The organism is Pantoea sp. alder81 (genome assembly GCF_020179835.1).
In the GTDB taxonomy this organism is placed as follows: Bacteria; Pseudomonadota; Gammaproteobacteria; order Enterobacterales; family Enterobacteriaceae; genus Pantoea.
In genome coordinates this window covers 134,044-152,548 of sequence record NZ_JAIUDA010000003.1, presented here as the reverse complement: position 1 = coordinate 152,548, position 18,505 = coordinate 134,044, and the positions used below count along the sequence as shown (strand labels likewise).

Sequence of the window (18,505 nt, the reverse complement as noted above, 5' to 3'; positions counted from 1 at the left end):
AATGAGGTTTACATGGATGACTTAACGCTGCGCTACTACGAAGCGGAAATGCGTTATCTGAAAGAGGCTGCACACGAGTTTGCCCAGGCGCATCCCGATCGTGCCGCGATGCTGAATCTGGACAAAGTGGGTGACCGCGACCCTTACGTGGAACGTCTGTTTGAGGGCTTTGCCTTTTTGATGGGCCGCCTGAGAGAGAAGCTGGATGATGACCTGCCAGAACTCACCGAAGGGTTGGTCAGCCTGTTGTGGCCGCACTATCTGCGCACCATTCCGTCTCTGTCGATTGTTGAACTGGCGCCGCAGCACCGGGCGATGAAAGTCAGTGAAACACTCGACAGCGGCTTTGAAGTGATGTCGCAACCAGTGGGCAGCAAAGGGACGCGCTGTCGTTATCGCACCACGCAACCCATGACCATCAATCCGCTGACGCTGAGCGATGCCTCACTCCAAACCGAGGCGGATGGACGTTCAATGATCCGTCTGCGTTTTGATTGCAGCGCCTTAGCCGACTGGCGCGAAGTGGATCTGAGCGCTTTGCCGCTCTATCTCAATGCCGATACGCCCGTAGCGTCTGCATTGCACCTGGCATTGACCCGACAAACCCACGCGATTTATCTGCGCTACCCCGGCCAGCCAGTGCCAGATCGCCGTCGACTGGACGGATATTTTTCGCCAAAGGGCTTTGACTCAGAGGATTGTCTGTGGCCGAAAAGCGACACCGCATTTAGCGGTTACCAGCTGCTGCTGGAATACTTCACCTTCCGCGAGAAGTTTATGTTTGTGGCGCTTAATGGCCTCGAACAGGTGCTGCTGCCCGCCTCATTGCCGTGGTTCGAAATCGACATTGTGTTGAGCGAGCACTGGCAGTATGACCTGCCGTTTAACCGCGACAGCTTCCGCCTGCACTGTGTGCCCGTGGTGAATCTGTTCACGATGGATGCCGATCCTCTCACCATCACTGGGCTGGAAAACGAGTACTTGCTGCGACCACTGCGCGTGCAGGATGGGCACACCGAAATTTACTCGGTGGACTCCGTGCGATCCTCCAAGCGTGCTAACGAGCAGGAGTATGTGCCTTTCACCAGCTTCCGCCATCGTGGCGGGATGCTGCGGCACAATGCGCCAGAGCGTTATTTCCACACGCGTGTCCGACGCGGGCCATCCGGTTTGCACGATACCTGGATCATTCTCGGTGGCGACGCGTTTGAGGATGACAAGCAGCAGGCGGGTGAAACCCTGTCGCTGCGCATCACCGGCACCAACGGCCAGTTACCGCGCAAAGCGCTGCGCAGCACCTTACTCGATACCGCATTGCAAACCACCCAGGTGCCGCTGCGGGTGCAAAACCTTTGCGCGCCAACGCTGCCTTGTTACCCCCCGGCAGAAGATCGTTTTCACTGGCGCATTCTGAGTCATCTGGGATCAAACTTCCTGAGCATGATGGACAACGCCGAGGTGCTTCGCGGCACGCTGGCGCTGTATGACTGGACCGACAGCGAGATGAACCGTCGCCGTCTGGAAGCCATTGTGGAAGTGAAACACCATCTGATTCAGCGCTTTGAGCAGGGCTTCTTGCTGCGCGGCGTGGATATTGAAGTGACCCTCAACAGTGATGGCTTTAGCGGTGAGGGCGATATCTGCTTGTTTGGTGAGATGCTGAATCAGTTCTTTGCACGTTACGCTGATATCCATCTTTTCAATCAGTTAACTTTGATTTTGCAACCTGGAGGACGATGCCTGCGATGGAAAGAGAATCACAGCCAGCGCATTCCGGGGTGATTGCGCGGATCGCGCCGGTGATCCACAAAACCAATTTTTATCGCTTCTGTCAGCTGGTGGAAAATGCCAGTGCGGGTACTGCGCCACTGGGATCGACTTCATCGCCCGCCAACGATCCGCTGCGCTTTCGGCCGCATCCGGGTATGGGCTTTCCCAGCAGTGAGATGAAACGCGTCGAGTGGGGTGAAACACCGGATCAGTTGCCTTCGGTGCGCACCACTTTCCTGGGCTTATACGGCGTGGACTCGCCACTGCCCACGCGCTATCTCGATGACATTGCCCAGCGCCGCGAAGGGCATCAGGCGATTGAAGGCTTTCTGGATATTTTTAACCACCGCATGCTGACGCAGTTCTATCGCATCTGGCGCAAATACTCTTATCCCGCCAGCTACGAAGCGGGCGGCAGCGATGCCACCTCACAGTGTTTACTGGGGTTGATCGGCCTGGGTATTCCGGGATCGGCACGTAAGATCGCCACGCCCATGTCGCGCTTTCTTGCGCTCCTTAGCACCATGCGATTGCCGACACGTACCGCAGAAGGTGTGCAGTCGCTGGTGACGCTGCTGGCCCCGCATACGCGCGCGCGGGTGATCGCCCACTGGCCGCAATCGGTGCCGCTGGCGCAACCCGCCGGGTTTAATCCGCAGCAACGCACCTTACTGTCACAACGCCAGGTGCTGGGCAAGGTCGGTGTCGATGCCAACAGCCAACTGCTGTTGAAGCTCTATACCGCTGATGCCGAAGAAGCGCGTGGCTGGCAGCCCGGCGGTCAACTGCACAGCGACCTGCTGGTGCTGCTGCGGGTTTACCTTGGCTGGCGCTGCAGTGCCAAACTCCAGCTGACGTTACCGCACAGCGTACTGCCCGATGCCCGGCTGCAGCGCCACCATGTGCAGCTGGGGCGCAGCGCGATTCTGGGCTTCAGCGCCAAACGCAAGCCAGCATCGCTGCCGGACAACATCACGATAAACCTGGATGTCTACCAGGGACTGACTCCTAATCCTGTTCAACGAGAGGCCATTGATGGCGGTTATCAATTTTAAATTCGCGGCAGTGACGATGATTGGCGCAGCACTGCTTAGCGGTTGTGGTTTGACGCAGAGCGTTTCCGAAGGCACGGCTTCAATGACGCGATCCATCTTCTATAAGAAGATCACCACGCTGCATCTCGATTTCACCACACGCAGCGGCGTTAACAGCGATGAAGGTGATGTACCGCTCGCCACGCTGCTGCGGGTTTATCAGCTGAAGGATCGTCAGGCGTTCGATAAAGCCGATTATCAGACGCTGTTAACCCAGGCGGACAGCACGCTAAAAGGCGACCTGCTGGCGCAACGTGATGTCACCGTCATGCCGGGCGGCAGCGTGTCACTGGATGTGCCGATGGATAAAGAAGCCAAATACGTCGCTGTAGTCGGTTTGTTCCGCTCGCCTGATTTACAAAAGAATAGCTGGCGTTTGGTGCTGGATCGCGACGATCTCGATGCTGATGATGCGCGGGTGATCGTGCTGGGCAATGGCGATTTAGCGTTGAAGCACAAGGAATAGCGATGAATCCTTCGCTGTATGAAATGCTCTCCTTCAACTTTGAGGGGGAGTTGGATCTGAATCAGGTGGATGAGCGGGAGCAGGTGATCCTGTCGGTGCTGGATAACATGCAGCGCATTCTCAATAGCCGCGCCGGATCGCTGGCGCATCTGCCCGATTATGGCCTGCCGGATATGAGCGTGATTCTGCAGGGATTGCCCGCCACCGCGCATCGGCTGATGGCGATCCTGCGCTACACACTGCTGAAATATGAGCCCCGACTTAAAGAGGTGCAGCTGACCTTGATGGAACAACGCACGCCGGGTCATCTGCGCTATACGTTAGAAGCTGAGTTAAAGCAGGTGGGACTGGTGCGTTTTGGCACCGAGTTTATGCCCGAAGGCCGCGTACTGGTACGTCATCTGCGGCAGAAAGGCCATTTGCGCTAGAGATAAGCGTGATAAATCACGCCGCTACGGTTAACTGCCGGTCATGAGTTCAGGTCGCCATTGGGGCGACCTGATTTTCATGTGCACCAAATGGCACGCCAGACTATTGCTCGCGGCGCTTAAACACCAGTTCGTTACCCTTGCTCTCATCAGCCACAAAGAAATAACCATCGACATCAAACTGTTTCAGCTGCTCTGGCTTGCTCAGGCGGTTCTGAATCACATAGCGGCTCATCAGGCCACGCGCTTTCTTGGCGTAGAAACTGATCACTTTAAACTTGCCGTTCTTCTCATCGAGGAACACCGGCTTGATCAACTCACCGTTGAGTTGCTTCGGCTTCACCGCTTTGAAGTACTCATCGGACGCGAGGTTGATCAGCACCTCATCGCCTTGTTCGGCCATCGCATCATTCAGCTTCTGCGTCAGTAAATCACCCCAGAAACCGTAGAGATCTTTCGCTGCCGGGTTGGCCAGCTTGATGCCCATTTCCAGACGGTAAGGCTGCATCAAATCCAGCGGACGCAGCACGCCGTATAAACCGGACAGCATGCGCAGATGCTGCTGAGCGAAATCGAAATCCGCCTCACTGAACGTCTCAGCCTGCAAGCCGGTATACACGTCACCTTTAAACGCCAGAATCGCCTGACGGGCATTGTCGAGCGTGAAGGGCGGCTGCCATTGATTGAAGCGATCGGCATTCAGATGCGCCAGTTTGTCGCTGATGCCCATCAGCGATCCGATCTGCGCCGGTGAGAGATCGCGCGCAACATCGATCAGCTGTTGTGACTTTTCTAACAGTGTTGACTGCGTAAAGCGCTGAGTCGCCAGCGGGCTTTCAAAATCCAGTGTCTTCGCTGGCGAGATAACCATCAGCATCGTGTTTGTCCTTGTTGACCCGCCTGTTTACAGGGGATTGGTGGGAATTGAGTTGCGACGAGTGTAGCAAAAAAGCTGCACGGATCGGCAAATCGCTCCCATTTGTTAGCGCTATCGTAATGTGGCACTTCGTGATGTTGCGCACTGAATTGTGCGTGATATTATCCCAACAGCCTTTTACACCCTGACAGTCAACCTAAGAGAAAGAGAACCATGACGGACAAACTTACTTCCTTGCGTCAGCTGACTACTGTGGTCGCCGACACCGGTGATATCGCGGCGATGAAGCTTTATCAGCCGCAAGATGCGACCACCAACCCTTCTTTGATCCTCAACGCCGCTCAAATCCCTGAATACCGCAAACTGATTGACGAAGCCATCACCTGGGCACGTCAGCAGAGCAGCAATAAAGAAGAGCAGCTGGCACTGGTTTCTGACAAGCTGGCCGTCAACATTGGTCTGGAAATTCTGAAACTGATCCCAGGCCGTATCTCAACTGAAGTTGACGCACGTCTCTCTTACGACACCGAAGCGAGCATCGCGAAGGCGCGTAGCCTGATCAAACTGTACAACGATGCCGGCATCAGCAACGACCGTATCCTGATCAAACTGGCTTCAACCTGGCAGGGCATCCGTGCTGCTGAGCAGCTGGAAAAAGAAGGCATCAACTGTAACCTGACTCTGCTGTTCTCCTTCGCGCAGGCGCGTGCATGTGCGGAAGCGGGCGTGTTCCTGATTTCTCCATTCGTTGGCCGTATCCTCGACTGGTACAAGCAGAACACCGACAAGAAAGAGTACGCTGCGCATGAAGATCCAGGCGTGGTGTCTGTGGCGGAAATCTACAACTATTACAAACAGCACGGTTATGAAACCGTGGTAATGGGTGCCAGCTTCCGTAACGTCGGCGAAATCATTGAGCTGGCCGGTTGCGACCGCCTGACCATCTCTCCGGGCCTGCTGAAAGAGCTGGCCGAGAGCGAAGGGACTGTTGAGCGTAAGCTGAGCTACACCGGTGAAGTCAAAGCGCGTCCAGCTAAAATGACCGAAGCCGAGTTCTTCTGGCAGCACAACCAGGATCCAATGGCTGTGACCAAGCTGGCTGAAGGTATCCGCAACTTTGCCATCGACCAGGGCAAACTTGAGAAGATGATCGCCGAACTGCTGTAAGGTGATAGTCCGTGGCGACACCCGTCGCCACGGTTTTACGCTTTCCCCTCGCTTCCGCTTTGTATTATCCTTTTCGCATTCCCCTTCAATTGCCGCATTGCGGTCAACCACAGCGATAACTTAATGGATACTTTACGTATTGGATTAATTTCCGTTTCCGATCGTGCTGCTAACGGCATTTATCAGGATCAGGGCATTCCGGCGCTGGAAAGCTGGCTTGCTAGCGCGCTCACCACACCGTTTGAAATCGAAACCCGCCTGGTGCCCGATGAGCAGCCGATGATTGAGCAGGCGATCTGCGAACTGGTCGATGAGCTGTTCTGCAACCTGGTGTTGACCACCGGCGGCACCGGCCCAGCGCGCCGCGATGTTACACCCGATGCCACTTTAGCGGTCGCCGATCGTGAAATGCCGGGCTTTGGCGAACAAATGCGTCAAATCAGCCTGCAGTTTGTGCCAACCGCGATCCTTTCGCGTCAGGTGGGCGTGATCCGCAAACAGTCGCTGATCCTCAATCTGCCCGGTCAGCCGAAATCCATAAAAGAGACACTGGAAGGGCTGAAAGCGGAAGATGGTGCAGTAAAAGTGCCGGGCATCTTCGCTGCTGTACCTTATTGTTTACAGTTGCTGGAAGGGCCATATGTGGAAACCAACCCCGCAGTGGTAGCAGCATTTCGCCCCAAAAGCGCAAGGCGTGAGACAAACGTCTGAAAATCGCCGTTTTCAGGCATAAAATTCAGCGGTACTGGTGTGGCGAAATATTGACGGTATAGTAACTCCAGCTTTACAACCATACTGACTTTGCCTCTGGATACCGCACGACTATGGATGCACACACAACGCGCCGTCTCAACGGCCAGGATTATAAAACCCTGTCGCTGGCTGCCCTCGGCGGGGCGCTGGAATTCTACGATTTCATTATCTTCGTCTTCTTTGCTGCCGTGATTGGCGAGCTGTTTTTCCCTCCGGATATCCCGGAATGGCTGCGTCAGGTGCAGACCTTCGCGATTTTCGCCGCCGGTTATCTGGCGCGTCCGCTGGGCGGCATCGTGATGGCGCACTTTGGTGACAAAGTCGGACGCAAGAAGATGTTTAGCCTGAGCATTCTGCTGATGGCGCTGCCGACGCTGGCAATGGGCGCACTGCCAACCTACGCCAGTATTGGTATCGCGGCACCGATTTTGATGTTGCTGATGCGCGTGCTGCAAGGCGCGGCGATTGGTGGCGAGGTGCCGGGCGCGTGGGTGTTTGTGGCTGAGCATGTGCCGGAGAAGCGCATCGGTTTCGCCTGCGGCACGCTGACGGCGGGTTTAACGGCGGGGATTTTGCTGGGGTCGCTGGTGGCAACGGTACTCAACACCACACTTTCTCCTGCCGCAATTCGCGATCACGGCTGGCGCATTCCTTTCTTCCTCGGTGGCTTATTCGGCTTGCTGGCGATGTATCTGCGCCGCTGGTTGCATGAAACGCCGGTGTTTAAGCAGATGCAGGAGCGTAAAGCGTTATCCGACAAGCTACCGCTGCAAACCATCCTCGCCAGCCATAAGCGCGGCATTGTGATTTCGATGCTGCTGACGTGGTTGCTTTCGGCCTGCATTGTGGTGGTGATTTTAATGGCACCCACGTTGATGCAGAAACAGCATGGCATCCCAGCGGCATTGAGCCTGCAAGCAAATAGCGTCGCCACCATTATGTTGCTGTTCGGCTGCGTCATCGCTGGCTGGCTGGTGGATCGCTTTGGCCCGGCGTTAACGCTGATAGGCGGTTCGTTGCTGCTGGCCATCTTCAGCTGGAACTTCTTCCATCAACTCGGTGGTTCGCCTGAGATGCTGTTTGTCTGGTACGGACTGGCGGGATTGAGTGTTGGCGTGGTGGGCGTGGTGCCTTTTGTGATGGTCAAAGCGTTCCCTGCGGCGGTGCGTTTCACCGGCATCTCATTTTCCTACAATGTCGCCTATGCGATATTCGGTGGTCTGACACCGATTAGCGTGACGCTGATGATGCAACTCACGCCGATGGCACCGGCCTGGTATGTGCTGGCGCTGGCGCTGATTGGCTTGCTGGTTGGCCTGTGGCTGCAGAGCGAAAAACAGCGATCGACGCTGCTCAATCAGGTGAATGTCTAACTTAAGGCGCGTAAGCGCCTTTTTCTTTTCCGCATTTTTTTAAAATTATTTTAGTTTTAACCCTTGATGCGCTCTGAAGCGGCCCCATTTACTTGTCATCGAGTGATGTCAGGCAGCAAAAAAAGCCTGTCACAGCAGTTGAAAAAGGCCAGCTTGGCCGCACATCTGCTAACAACGCTAATTGACAAAGAATTTAAGTGGGAGACGTTTAGATGGGTAAGATTATTGGTATTGACTTGGGTACAACCAATTCATGTGTTGCGGTTATGGATGGTGGTAAAGCACGTGTGCTTGAAAACGCCGAAGGCGATCGCACCACACCGTCAATCATTGCATATACACAAGATGGCGAGACTCTGGTCGGTCAGCCGGCTAAACGTCAGGCGGTGACTAACCCGCAGAACACTCTGTTCGCGATCAAACGCCTGATTGGCCGTCGTTTCCAGGACGAAGAAGTGCAGCGTGATATCAAAATCATGCCGTACAAAATCACTGGCGCTGATAACGGTGACGCATGGCTGGACGTGAAAGGCCAGAAAATGGCACCGCCGCAGATCTCTGCTGAAGTGCTGAAAAAGATGAAGAAAACCGCGGAAGATTTCCTCGGTGAAGCGGTAACTGAAGCGGTTATCACCGTTCCAGCTTACTTCAACGATGCGCAGCGTCAGGCAACCAAAGATGCCGGCCGTATCGCGGGTCTGGACGTAAAACGTATCATCAACGAACCAACCGCAGCGGCACTGGCTTACGGTCTGGATAAAGGTCAGGGCAACCGCACTATCGCGGTATATGACCTGGGTGGTGGTACTTTCGATATCTCTATCATCGAAATCGATGAAGTTGATGGCGAGAAAACCTTCGAAGTTCTGGCAACCAACGGTGATACTCACCTCGGTGGTGAAGACTTCGATAGCCGTCTGATCAACTACTTAGTCGCAGAATTTAAGAAAGACCAGGGCATCGATCTGCACAACGATCCGCTGGCGATGCAGCGTCTGAAAGAAGCCGCTGAGAAAGCAAAAATTGAGCTGTCTTCTGCTCAGCAGACCGACGTTAACCTGCCGTACATCACGGCGGATGCGACCGGTCCTAAGCACCTGAACATCAAAGTGACCCGTGCGAAACTGGAATCACTGGTTGAAGATCTGGTGACCCGTTCTATCGAGCCACTGAAAGTTGCTCTGCAGGACGCTGGCCTGTCTGTTTCAGACATCAACGACGTAATCCTCGTCGGTGGTCAGACACGTATGCCAATGGTTCAGGCCAAAGTGACTGAGTTCTTTGGTAAAGAGCCACGTAAAGACGTGAACCCGGATGAAGCAGTTGCTGTCGGTGCTGCGGTTCAGGGCGGCGTGTTGGCCGGTGAAGTAAAAGACGTTCTGCTGCTGGACGTAACCCCGCTGTCGCTGGGTATCGAAACCATGGGTGGCGTGATGACTTCGCTGATCAGCAAGAACACCACCATCCCAACCAAGCACAGCCAGGTGTTCTCGACGGCTGAAGATAACCAGTCTGCCGTGACTATTCACGTGCTGCAGGGTGAGCGTAAGCGTTCAGGTGATAACAAATCACTGGGCCAGTTCAACCTAGACGGTATCCAGTCTGCACCGCGCGGTATGCCGCAGATCGAAGTGACCTTCGATATCGATGCCGATGGTATCCTGCACGTGTCTGCGAAAGACAAAAACAGCGGAAAAGAGCAGAAGATCACCATCAAAGCTTCTTCAGGTCTGAACGAAGAAGAGATCGAAAAAATGGTGCGTGACGCAGAAGCCAACGCCGAGTCTGACCGTAAGTTCGAAGAGCTGGTTCAGACCCGCAACCAGGGTGATCAGATTTCTCACAGCACCCGTAAGCAGTTGGACGAAGCCGGTGACAAACTGTCTGCTGAAGACAAAGCACCGATCGAGTCTGCGCTGACCGAGCTGAACACTGCGCTGAAAGGCGAAGACAAAGCGGAAATCGAAGCCAAAATGCAGGCTCTGATGGAAGTATCAAGCAAACTGATGGAACTGGCACAGCAGCAAGGCCAGGCGGGCGCAGCAGACGCTGGCGACGCTTCAGCGAAGAAAGATGACGACGTTGTCGACGCTGAATTCGAAGAAGTTAAAGACAAAAAATAATTGCCCCTGACCGGGCGCGACGGCTGGCCTGACAGCCGTTGAAACCAGCACGGGCGTAGGAGATCTCTCCACGCCCGTGCGATCATGTTAAGGGCAGAACAAAATGGCTAAGAGTGATTTATACGAGATCTTAGGCGTCTCTAAATCCGCAGATGAGCGTGAAATCAAAAAGGCCTACAAGCGCCTGGCGATGAAATACCATCCGGACCGTAATCCGGACAATAAAGAAGCCGAAGCGAAATTCAAAGAGATTAAAGAAGCCTACGAAATCCTGACCGATGCGCAAAAGCGTGCGGCCTATGACCAGTACGGTCATGCAGCCTTCGAACAGGGTGGCATGGGCGGTGGTGGGTTCGGTGGCGGCGGCTTTGGCGGCGGCGGTGCTGACTTCAGCGATATCTTTGGCGACGTATTTGGCGATATCTTTGGTGGTGGACGCCGTCAGCGTGCTGCCCGTGGCGCCGATTTACGCTACAACATGGAGCTGTCGCTGGAAGAAGCGGTACGCGGCGTGACCAAAGAGATCCGCATTCCTACCCTGGAAGAGTGTGATGTCTGCCACGGCAGCGGTGCCAAAGCGGGTACGCAGCCACAGACCTGTTCGACCTGTCACGGTGCAGGCCAGGTGCAGATGCGCCAGGGCTTCTTCACCGTGCAGCAGGCGTGTCCGACCTGTCACGGTCGCGGTTCGGTGATCAAAGATCCGTGCAACGCCTGTCATGGACATGGCCGCGTTGAGCGCCAGAAAACCTTGTCGGTGAAAATCCCGGCAGGTGTGGATACCGGCGATCGCATTCGTCTGAGCGGCGAAGGTGAAGCGGGTGAACACGGCGCACCAGCGGGCGATCTGTACGTTCAGGTCTCGGTGAAGAAACACCCGATCTTCGAACGTGAAGATAACAACCTGTACTGTGAAGTGCCGATCAACTTTGCGATGGCAGCACTGGGCGGCGAGATTGAAGTGCCGACGCTGGACGGTCGCGTGAAGCTGAAAGTGCCTTCAGAAACGCAAACCGGCAAGCTGTTCCGCATGCGCGGTAAAGGCGTGAAGTCAGTACGCGGTGGCGCGGTGGGCGATTTGCTATGTCGTGTGGTGGTGGAAACCCCAGTCAGCCTCAACGACAAACAGAAAGCCTTACTGCGTGAGCTGGAAGAGAGCTTTGGTGGCCCATTGGGTGAGAAAAACAGCCCGCGCTCCAAAAGCTTCTTCGACGGCGTGAAGAAGTTCTTTGACGACCTGACCCGTTAATCGAGTCAGCGAGCCATAATGAAGCGGAGAGGAAACTCTCCGCTTTTTTTATGTCTGTGATTTAATAGATCGGTATTCCCGATCCATAAACGAGACATAAGCTGCTTTTAACGAGGTATTTACGCCGCTAAACTAGCCGCTAAAAATTGTCCTGCTCAGGAGGAGTTGTGAACAAACCCCGTAGTATTCGAAGCTTGCTGAAGAGCTTTATCGCGAGTGATGCCAGCAACGGCATCGTGCTGATTCTTGCCGCTGTTGCCGCGATGATTCTCGCCAACAGTGCAGAAACCGCACAAGGTTATCAATCGTTCCTCGCTGAGCCGGTGCAAATTCGCTTTGGCGCACTGGATATCAGCAAAAACCTGTTGCTGTGGATCAATGATGCGTTGATGGCATTGTTCTTCTTGTTAATCGGCCTTGAAGTGAAGCGTGAGCTGATGATTGGTGAATTAGCCAGTCGCGACCGTGCCATCTTCCCGGTAATTGCCGCCCTCGGCGGTATGGTGGTTCCCGGGCTGATTTTCTTCGGTTTCAATCATGCTGATGAAATCGCTCGTAACGGCTGGGCAATCCCAACCGCCACTGACATTGCCTTTGCTTTAGGCGTCCTGGCGCTGCTCGGCAGCCGCGTGCCCGCCGCGTTGAAAGTGTTCCTGATGGCACTGGCGATTATCGATGACCTCGGCGCTATCGTGATTATCGCGCTGTTCTATACCAGCGATCTCTCGGTGCTGTCGCTGAGCGTCGCAGCCGGCGCAATCGTATTGCTGGCGATATTAAACCGTTGCGGTGTGCGTAACATTGCGATTTACATGCTAGTGGGTGTGGTGCTGTGGACGGCGGTACTCAAATCCGGCGTGCATGCCACGCTGGCAGGGGTGATCGTGGGCTTCTTCGTGCCGCTGGAAGAGAAGGATGGCCATTCGCCTGCAGAACATCTGGCACATGGTTTGATGCCCTGGGTGAACTGGCTGATTCTTCCACTGTTCGCTTTCGCTAACGCTGGTATCTCTTTAAGCGGCATTACCTTCGGCGATGTGCTGTCACCGGAGCCGCTGGGCATTATCCTCGGCTTGCTGATCGGTAAACCGCTGGGCATTACCTTGTTCTGCTGGCTGGCAGTGAAGTGGAGGCTGGCGGTGTTGCCGAACGGCACCGCCATACGCGACATCATGGCGATTGGTGTGCTGTGCGGTATTGGCTTCACCATGTCGATTTTCATCAGCTCGCTGGCCTTTGACGCCGCACATGAGCAACTGGTGACCTTCTCGAAACTCGGTATCCTCAGTGGCTCGGTGCTGTCCGCAGTGATTGGTTACACGCTGCTGCGTATCAAACTGCGATAAACAGGGAAGGGGGCGTAAGCCTCCTTTTTTATAATGAATCAGCTCAATTTCAATCATCTCTACTATTTCTGGCAGGTGTGCAAAACCGGCTCCGTGGTGCGCGCCGCTGATGTCCTGTGCCTGACGCCACAAACGGTGACGGGGCAGATTAAAGCACTGGAAGAGCAACTGGGGGGCGTGCTGTTCCGTCGCCAGGGGCGTGGTTTGGTGCCCAATGAACTCGGGCAGCTGGTGTTTCGCTACGCCGATCGCATGTTCATGCTCAGCCAGGAGATGCTGGATATCGTTAACTATCGCAAAGAGTCACATTTGTTGTTCGATGTGGGGGTGGCGGATGCATTATCGAAACCACTGGTGAGCAAAGTGCTTGAAGCGGCCGTGGTGGCGGAAGAGAAAATTCATCTGCGCTGTTTCGAGTCAACGCACGAGATGTTGTTGGAGCAACTGAGTCAGCACAAGCTCGATATGATTGTATCGGATTGCCCAATCGACTCTACTCAGCAGGAAGGTTTGTTCTCAGTGAAACTCGGCGAATGTCCGATTAGCTTCTGGTGCAACGCCCCGCTGCCTGATCGTCCTTTTCCAGCGTGTTTAGAGCAGCGTCGCCTGTTAATTCCTGGACGGCGGTCGATGCTGGGCCGCAAGCTGCTGAACTGGATTCACAGCCAGGGGTTGCAGATCGATATTCTTGGCGAGTTTGATGATGCCGCCCTGATGAAGGCTTTTGGTGCGCAGAACAACGCGATTTTCGTTGCGCCGACGTTATACGGAGCGGAGATCTATCGTGACGATACGATTTGTGAAATAGGGCGTCTGGAGGCGGTCATGGAAGAGTACCACGTGATTTTTGCCGAGCGTATGATTCAACATCCGGCGGTACAGCGCATTTGTAATCGTGATTTCAGCGCACTGTTTAATGCCAAATTGCAGGCATAAAAAAACCGGCTAAGCGCCGGTTCTTTCGACAAAGCGATAACCTAACAGGCGATTAAGCCAGTTTGGTGATCTGAGCAGCCAGGTTTGCTTTATGGCGTGCAGCTTTGTTTTTGTGGATCAGACCTTTAGCAGCCTGACGGTCCACGATTGGTTGCATTTCGTTGAATGCGTTCTGCGCAGCAGCTTTGTCGCCTGTTGCGATAGCCGCGTATACTTTCTTGATGAAAGTACGCATCATTGAACGGTTGCTCGCGTTATGCTTGCGACGTTTCTCAGATGTTACGGCGCGTTTCTTAGCTGATTTGATATTAGCCAAGGTCCAACTCCCAAATGTGATCTATATGGACAAATCAAAGGCCGAGGACTATGCCTTTTGCGCCTTCTTTTGTCAATGGATTTGTGCAAATAAGCGTCGTTTTAGCAACGGCACTTGATTACGTAATTGATGGCGCAGGATTCTACCAGCAACACGCCGCTGAATACAGTATTTCGCACTAAAAATCTTCATTACCTGCCTGAGCAAGGGGTTGCGTGCGCTTTAAGCCGCACCATACGCAGGAAAGGCACGCAGACGGGTTAACCTGAAGGCCATTCAAGGGTATAATCCGCCGATTTCCACCGGTTTGAGTCAGCCATGAAGTTTATCCGCGGTATTTATAATCTGAAAGAGCAGCATCGCGGCTGCGTCCTGACCATTGGCAATTTCGACGGCGTACATCGCGGCCACCAGGCCTTGATGGCGGAGTTAATTGCTGAAGGACGACAACGCAACCTGCCGGTGGTGGTGATGCTGTTTGAGCCGCAACCGCTTGAATTGTTTGCCGGTGACAAAGCCCCGGCACGCCTGACACGTCTGCGCGAGAAGCTGAAATATCTGGAGCTGGCGGGCGTTGATGCCGTGCTCTGTGTCCGCTTTGATCGCCGTTTTGCGGCGCACTCCGCACAAAGTTTTATCGCCGAACTGCTGGTCGATAAGCTCAACGTGAAGTTCCTCGCAGTGGGTGATGATTTCCGCTTCGGCGCTGGTCGCCAGGGGGATTTCCTGTTATTACAGAAAGCCGGTGTTGAGTATGGCTTCGACGTCATCAGCACTCAGACCTATTGTGATGGCGGTGCACGTATCAGCAGCACGGCGGTACGTCAGGCACTGGCACAGGATGATTTTGCGCAGGCGGAAGCGCTGCTGGGCCATCCATTCAGCATTTCAGGGCGCGTGGTGCACGGTGATGCACTGGGGCGCACTATTGGTTTTCCTACCGCGAACATTCCCTTACGCCGCACAGTAACGCCGGTAAAAGGCGTGTTTGCGGTTGAAGTTTTAGGCCTTGGCGACAAGCCTATAGCCGGCGTGGCCAACATTGGTACACGTCCGACAGTAAAAGGTCTGCGTCAGCAGCTTGAAGTTCACCTGCTTGACACACATATGAATCTTTATGGCCACCACATTGAGGTGGTGCTGAAACAGAAGATTCGCGACGAACAGCGTTTCGCTTCGCTGGACGCGTTGAAAGAACAAATTGCGAAAGATGTGGTGACGGCCCGCCAATTTTTTGGGCTTAACGCACCGGCTTAATGACCGAAATACGGAACCGAGAATCTGATGAGTGACTATAAATCTACCCTGAATTTGCCGGAAACGGGGTTCCCGATGCGTGGCGATCTGGCCAAACGCGAACCGGGAATGCTGCAACGTTGGACTGATGACAACCTGTACGGCATCATCCGCGAAGCCAAAAAAGGGAAAAAAACCTTTATTTTGCATGATGGCCCTCCTTATGCGAACGGCAGCATTCATATTGGTCACTCCGTTAACAAGATTCTGAAAGACATTATCGTTAAGTCGAAAGGCATGGCGGGATATGACTCGCCGTATGTTCCCGGTTGGGACTGCCACGGTTTACCGATTGAGCACAAAGTTGAGCAGATGATTGGTAAGCCGGGCGAGAAAGTCACCGCCGCGGAGTTCCGTGCCGCCTGCCGCAACTACGCTGCTGAACAGGTTGAAGGCCAGAAGAAAGACTTCATCCGTCTTGGCGTGCTGGGTGACTGGGATCGTCCTTACCTGACCATGGACTTCAAAACTGAAGCCAACATCATCCGTGCGCTGAGTAAAATCATCGGCAACGGCCACCTGCACAAAGGCGCGAAGCCAGTGCACTGGTGCATGGATTGCCGTTCAGCGCTGGCTGAAGCAGAAGTCGAGTACTACGACAAAACTTCACCTTCTATCGACGTGATGTTTAACGCCGTCGATGCCGATGCGGTGCGCGCGAAGTTTGGCATTGCAGCCTCTGAAGGCCCGGTTTCTCTGGTGATCTGGACTACCACCCCGTGGACCATGCCAGCCAACCGCGGTATCTCACTGCATCCTGAGTTCGAATATCAGCTGCTGCAAATCGAAGGCCGCAGCTTGATCCTCGCCAAAGAGATGGTTGAGGGTGTGATGAAGCGCGCGGGCATCGCTGAGTGGAAAGTGCTGGGCGAATGCAACGGTGCGGCACTTGAGCTGCAGCTGTTCCAGCATCCGTTCCTCGAGCAGATTCAATCCAAAGTCGTATTGGGCGAGCACGTTACGCTGGAAGCGGGTACCGGTGCAGTACACACGGCGCCAGGCCACGGCCCGGATGACTATGTGATCGGCCAGAAATACGGTCTGGAAACGGCTAACCCAGTCGGTCCGGATGGCGCGTTCCTGCCAGGCACCTATCCAACGCTGGATGGTGTGAATGTGTTCAAAGCCAACGACATGATCGTTGAGCTGCTGAAAGAGAAAGGCGCACTGCTGCACGTTGAGAAACTGCTGCACAGCTATCCACACTGCTGGCGTCACAAAACCCCAATCATCTTCCGTGCCACCCCACAGTGGTTCATCAGCATGGATCAGAAAGGCCTGCGTGCACAGTCGCTGAAAGAGATCAAAGGCGTGCAGTGGATCCCGGACTGGGGTCAGGCGCGTATCGAAGCGATGGTAGCGAACCGTCCAGACTGGTGTATCTCACGTCAGCGTACGTGGGGCGTGCCAATGGCGCTGTTCGTGCATAAAGAGACCGAGCAGCTGCATCCGGATACGCTGGAGCTGATGGAGAAAGTCGCGAAGTGCGTTGAGCAGGATGGCATTCAGGCGTGGTGGGATCTTGATCCGCGCGATCTGATGGGCGACGACGCTGACCACTACGTCAAAGTGCCGGATACGCTGGATGTGTGGTTCGATTCAGGATCAACCAGCTACTCCGTGGTGGATGCGCGTCCAGAGTTTGGCGGCCATACGCCGGATATGTATCTGGAAGGTTCGGATCAGCATCGCGGCTGGTTCATGTCTTCACTGATGATCTCGACGGCGATGAAAGGCAAAGCGCCTTACCGTCAGGTACTGACGCACGGTTTCACCGTGGACGGCCAGGGTCGCAAGATGTCGAAATCCATCGGCAACACCGTGGCACCGCAGGACGTAATGGACAAACTGGGCGCGGACATTCTGCGTCTGTGGGTGGCCTCAACTGACTACTCCGGTGAGATGGCGGTGTCCGACGAAATCCTGAAGCGTGCTGCTGACAGCTATCGTCGTATCCGTAACACCGCACGCTTCCTGCTGGCAAACCTCGCGGGCTTCAACCCGGCGACCGATTGCGTGAAGCCAGAAGAGATGGTGGTGGTGGATCGTTGGGCGGTAGGTCGTGCACTCGCCGCACAGCAAGACATCGTGCAGTCTTACGAGAACTACGATTTCCATGAAGTGGTGCAACGTCTGATGCACTTCTGCTCCATCGAAATGGGCTCGTTCTATCTTGATGTGATCAAAGATCGTCAGTACACCGCCAAAGGTGACAGCCTGGCACGTCGCAGCTGCCAGACCGCGCTGTGGCATATCGTTGAAGCGCTGGTGCGCTGGATGGCGCCGATCATGTCCTTCACTGCCGATGAAATCTGGGGCTACCTGCCAGGTGAGCGCGCGAAGTATGTGTTCACTGAAGAGTGGTATGAAGGCCTGTTTGGACTGGCGGATAACGAAGCACTGAACGACGCTTACTGGGATGACCTGCTGAAAGTGCGCGGCGAAGTCAACAAAGTGATCGAGCAGGCACGTAGCGATAAACGTATCGGTGGCGCACTGGAAGCCACAGTGACCTTGTACGCGGACGCTGAACTGGCGGCCAAACTGCAGGCGCTGGGCGATGAACTGCGTTTTGTGCTGCTGACTTCCGGCGCAACGGTGGCGGATTACGCCACTGCCAGCGATGAGGCACAGCAGAGCGAAGTACTGAAAGGTCTGAAAATCGCACTGCACAAAGCAGAAGGCGAGAAATGTCCGCGCTGCTGGCATTACACTACTGACGTCGGCCAGAATGCGGAGCATGCTGCGGTCTGTGGACGTTGTTACACCAACGTAGCCGGCAACGGTGAAGTGCGGAAATTTGCCTGATGAGTAAACTCTGCTCTACCGGATTGCGTTGGCTGTGGTTGGTGCTGGTGGTGATCGTGATCGATTTCGCCAGCAAGCAGTGGATCATGAACAACATGATGCTGCACGAAACCAAACCGCTGATTCCGTTTCTGAATCTGTTCTATGCGCATAACTATGGCGCAGCGTTCAGCTTCCTGGCGGACAAAGGCGGTTGGCAGCGTTGGTTCTTCGCCGGCATCGCGATTGCGATTGTGGTCGCGCTGGTGGTGATGATGTATCGCAACCGCGCAAGTAACAAACTAACCAATATTGCCTACGCGCTGATTATCGGCGGGGCGTTGGGTAACCTGTTTGACCGTGCTTATCACGGCTTCGTGGTGGATTTCATCGACTTCTACGTTGGTGACTGGCATTTCGCCACCTTTAACATCGCTGACTGCGGCATCTGTATTGGTGCAGCGTTGGTGGTGCTGGAAGGTTTCCTCACCCCGAAAGACAAACAGGTCAAAGAGAAAGGGTAA

At 54.7% G+C, this 18,505-nt stretch carries 16 protein-coding genes; 14 read left to right on the top strand and 2 right to left on the bottom strand.

The window, feature by feature from the left end; genetic code table 11:
• The first annotated feature begins 12 nt into the window (after window positions 1-12).
• The 4 genes from tssF to tssE are packed head-to-tail and all read left to right on the top strand — an operon-like array spanning window position 13 to window position 3,758.
• Window positions 13-1,782, top strand: a complete 1,770-nt coding sequence (gene tssF / locus LBW88_RS10255; protein WP_200574587.1) for a type VI secretion system baseplate subunit TssF — start codon at window positions 13-15, stop codon at window positions 1,780-1,782.
• Window positions 1,746-2,825: a type VI secretion system baseplate subunit TssG gene (tssG, locus tag LBW88_RS10250; protein WP_034827130.1), complete on the top strand. Its 1,080-nt coding sequence runs from the start codon at window positions 1,746-1,748 to the stop codon at window positions 2,823-2,825. The genes tssF and tssG overlap by 37 nt, the downstream gene beginning before the upstream one ends.
• Window positions 2,806-3,330 (top strand): type VI secretion system lipoprotein TssJ, encoded by a 525-nt coding sequence (gene tssJ / locus LBW88_RS10245; RefSeq protein WP_224932445.1) that lies wholly within the window; start codon window positions 2,806-2,808, stop codon window positions 3,328-3,330. Before tssG ends, tssJ begins: the two co-directional genes overlap by 20 nt.
• Window positions 3,331-3,332: 2 nt before the next feature.
• On the top strand, window positions 3,333-3,758 hold the full coding sequence (tssE, locus tag LBW88_RS10240; RefSeq protein WP_182059038.1) for a type VI secretion system baseplate subunit TssE: 426 nt from the start codon (window positions 3,333-3,335) through the stop codon (window positions 3,756-3,758).
• 103 nt (window positions 3,759-3,861) lie between these two features.
• Here tssE and yaaA read toward each other — a convergent pair whose 3' ends face one another.
• Entirely contained in the window at window positions 3,862-4,635 is a 774-nt protein-coding gene (gene yaaA, locus LBW88_RS10235; protein ID WP_224932446.1) for a peroxide stress protein YaaA, read from the bottom strand.
• A 213-nt stretch (window positions 4,636-4,848) separates the two neighbouring features.
• Between yaaA and tal the strand changes: the two genes are divergently transcribed.
• From tal to nhaR, 7 genes are all read left to right on the top strand, one after another.
• Window positions 4,849-5,802, top strand: coding sequence for a transaldolase (gene tal, locus LBW88_RS10230; protein WP_061718163.1), 954 nt, complete (start codon window positions 4,849-4,851; stop codon window positions 5,800-5,802).
• Window positions 5,803-5,925: 123 nt separating this feature from the next.
• Window positions 5,926-6,513 carry a molybdopterin adenylyltransferase gene (gene mog / locus LBW88_RS10225; RefSeq protein WP_224932447.1) on the top strand — a complete coding sequence of 196 codons (588 nt, stop codon included), beginning with the start codon at window positions 5,926-5,928 and terminating at the stop codon, window positions 6,511-6,513.
• Window positions 6,514-6,626: 113 nt separating this feature from the next.
• Window positions 6,627-7,928, top strand: coding sequence for an MFS transporter (locus LBW88_RS10220; RefSeq protein ID WP_224932448.1), 1,302 nt, complete (start codon window positions 6,627-6,629; stop codon window positions 7,926-7,928).
• 212 nt (window positions 7,929-8,140) lie between these two features.
• Window positions 8,141-10,051: a molecular chaperone DnaK gene (gene dnaK / locus LBW88_RS10215; RefSeq protein WP_224932449.1), complete on the top strand. Its 1,911-nt coding sequence runs from the start codon at window positions 8,141-8,143 to the stop codon at window positions 10,049-10,051.
• 103 nt (window positions 10,052-10,154) lie between these two features.
• Window positions 10,155-11,300, top strand: a complete 1,146-nt coding sequence (gene dnaJ, locus LBW88_RS10210) for a molecular chaperone DnaJ (protein ID WP_224932450.1) — start codon at window positions 10,155-10,157, stop codon at window positions 11,298-11,300.
• Between the two features lie 167 nt (window positions 11,301-11,467).
• A complete protein-coding gene (gene nhaA / locus LBW88_RS10205; RefSeq protein WP_224932451.1) occupies window positions 11,468-12,646 on the top strand; it encodes a Na+/H+ antiporter NhaA in 1,179 nt (392 codons plus the stop codon).
• A gap of 33 nt (window positions 12,647-12,679) precedes the next feature.
• Window positions 12,680-13,582: a transcriptional activator NhaR gene (gene nhaR, locus LBW88_RS10200; RefSeq protein ID WP_224932452.1), complete on the top strand. Its 903-nt coding sequence runs from the start codon at window positions 12,680-12,682 to the stop codon at window positions 13,580-13,582.
• 52 nt (window positions 13,583-13,634) lie between these two features.
• Here nhaR and rpsT read toward each other — a convergent pair whose 3' ends face one another.
• The gene (gene rpsT / locus LBW88_RS10195; RefSeq protein ID WP_034826107.1) at window positions 13,635-13,898 is read right to left on the bottom strand and encodes a 30S ribosomal protein S20; all 264 of its coding nucleotides are present in this window, start codon (window positions 13,896-13,898) and stop codon (window positions 13,635-13,637) included.
• Between the two features lie 318 nt (window positions 13,899-14,216).
• On the opposite strand from rpsT, the gene ribF reads away from it, so the two are divergent.
• From ribF to lspA, 3 genes are read left to right on the top strand one after another with little or no spacing between them, the layout of a single operon-like run.
• Entirely contained in the window at window positions 14,217-15,155 is a 939-nt protein-coding gene (gene ribF, locus LBW88_RS10190) for a bifunctional riboflavin kinase/FAD synthetase (protein WP_058959365.1), read from the top strand.
• Window positions 15,156-15,182: 27 nt separating this feature from the next.
• Window positions 15,183-18,002 carry an isoleucine--tRNA ligase gene (gene ileS, locus LBW88_RS10185; protein ID WP_224932453.1) on the top strand — a complete coding sequence of 940 codons (2,820 nt, stop codon included), beginning with the start codon at window positions 15,183-15,185 and terminating at the stop codon, window positions 18,000-18,002.
• The gene (gene lspA / locus LBW88_RS10180; RefSeq protein ID WP_224932454.1) at window positions 18,002-18,505 is read left to right on the top strand and encodes a signal peptidase II; all 504 of its coding nucleotides are present in this window, start codon (window positions 18,002-18,004) and stop codon (window positions 18,503-18,505) included. Before ileS ends, lspA begins: the two co-directional genes overlap by 1 nt.

Bases quoted from the DNA above. Each gene is read 5' to 3' on its own strand.
- tssF (WP_200574587.1), top strand. From the start codon at position 13: ATGGATGACTTAACGCTGCGCTACTACGAAGCGGAAATGCGTTATCTG.
- tssG (WP_034827130.1), top strand. From the start codon at position 1,746: ATGGAAAGAGAATCACAGCCAGCGCATTCCGGGGTGATTGCGCGGATC.
- tssJ (WP_224932445.1), top strand. From the start codon at position 2,806: ATGGCGGTTATCAATTTTAAATTCGCGGCAGTGACGATGATTGGCGCA.
- tssE (WP_182059038.1), top strand. From the start codon at position 3,333: ATGAATCCTTCGCTGTATGAAATGCTCTCCTTCAACTTTGAGGGGGAG.
- yaaA (WP_224932446.1), bottom strand. From the start codon at position 4,635: ATGCTGATGGTTATCTCGCCAGCGAAGACACTGGATTTTGAAAGCCCG.
- tal (WP_061718163.1), top strand. From the start codon at position 4,849: ATGACGGACAAACTTACTTCCTTGCGTCAGCTGACTACTGTGGTCGCC.
- mog (WP_224932447.1), top strand. From the start codon at position 5,926: ATGGATACTTTACGTATTGGATTAATTTCCGTTTCCGATCGTGCTGCT.
- LBW88_RS10220 (WP_224932448.1), top strand. From the start codon at position 6,627: ATGGATGCACACACAACGCGCCGTCTCAACGGCCAGGATTATAAAACC.
- dnaK (WP_224932449.1), top strand. From the start codon at position 8,141: ATGGGTAAGATTATTGGTATTGACTTGGGTACAACCAATTCATGTGTT.
- dnaJ (WP_224932450.1), top strand. From the start codon at position 10,155: ATGGCTAAGAGTGATTTATACGAGATCTTAGGCGTCTCTAAATCCGCA.
- nhaR (WP_224932452.1), top strand. From the start codon at position 12,680: ATGAATCAGCTCAATTTCAATCATCTCTACTATTTCTGGCAGGTGTGC.
- ribF (WP_058959365.1), top strand. From the start codon at position 14,217: ATGAAGTTTATCCGCGGTATTTATAATCTGAAAGAGCAGCATCGCGGC.
- ileS (WP_224932453.1), top strand. From the start codon at position 15,183: ATGAGTGACTATAAATCTACCCTGAATTTGCCGGAAACGGGGTTCCCG.
- lspA (WP_224932454.1), top strand. From the start codon at position 18,002: ATGAGTAAACTCTGCTCTACCGGATTGCGTTGGCTGTGGTTGGTGCTG.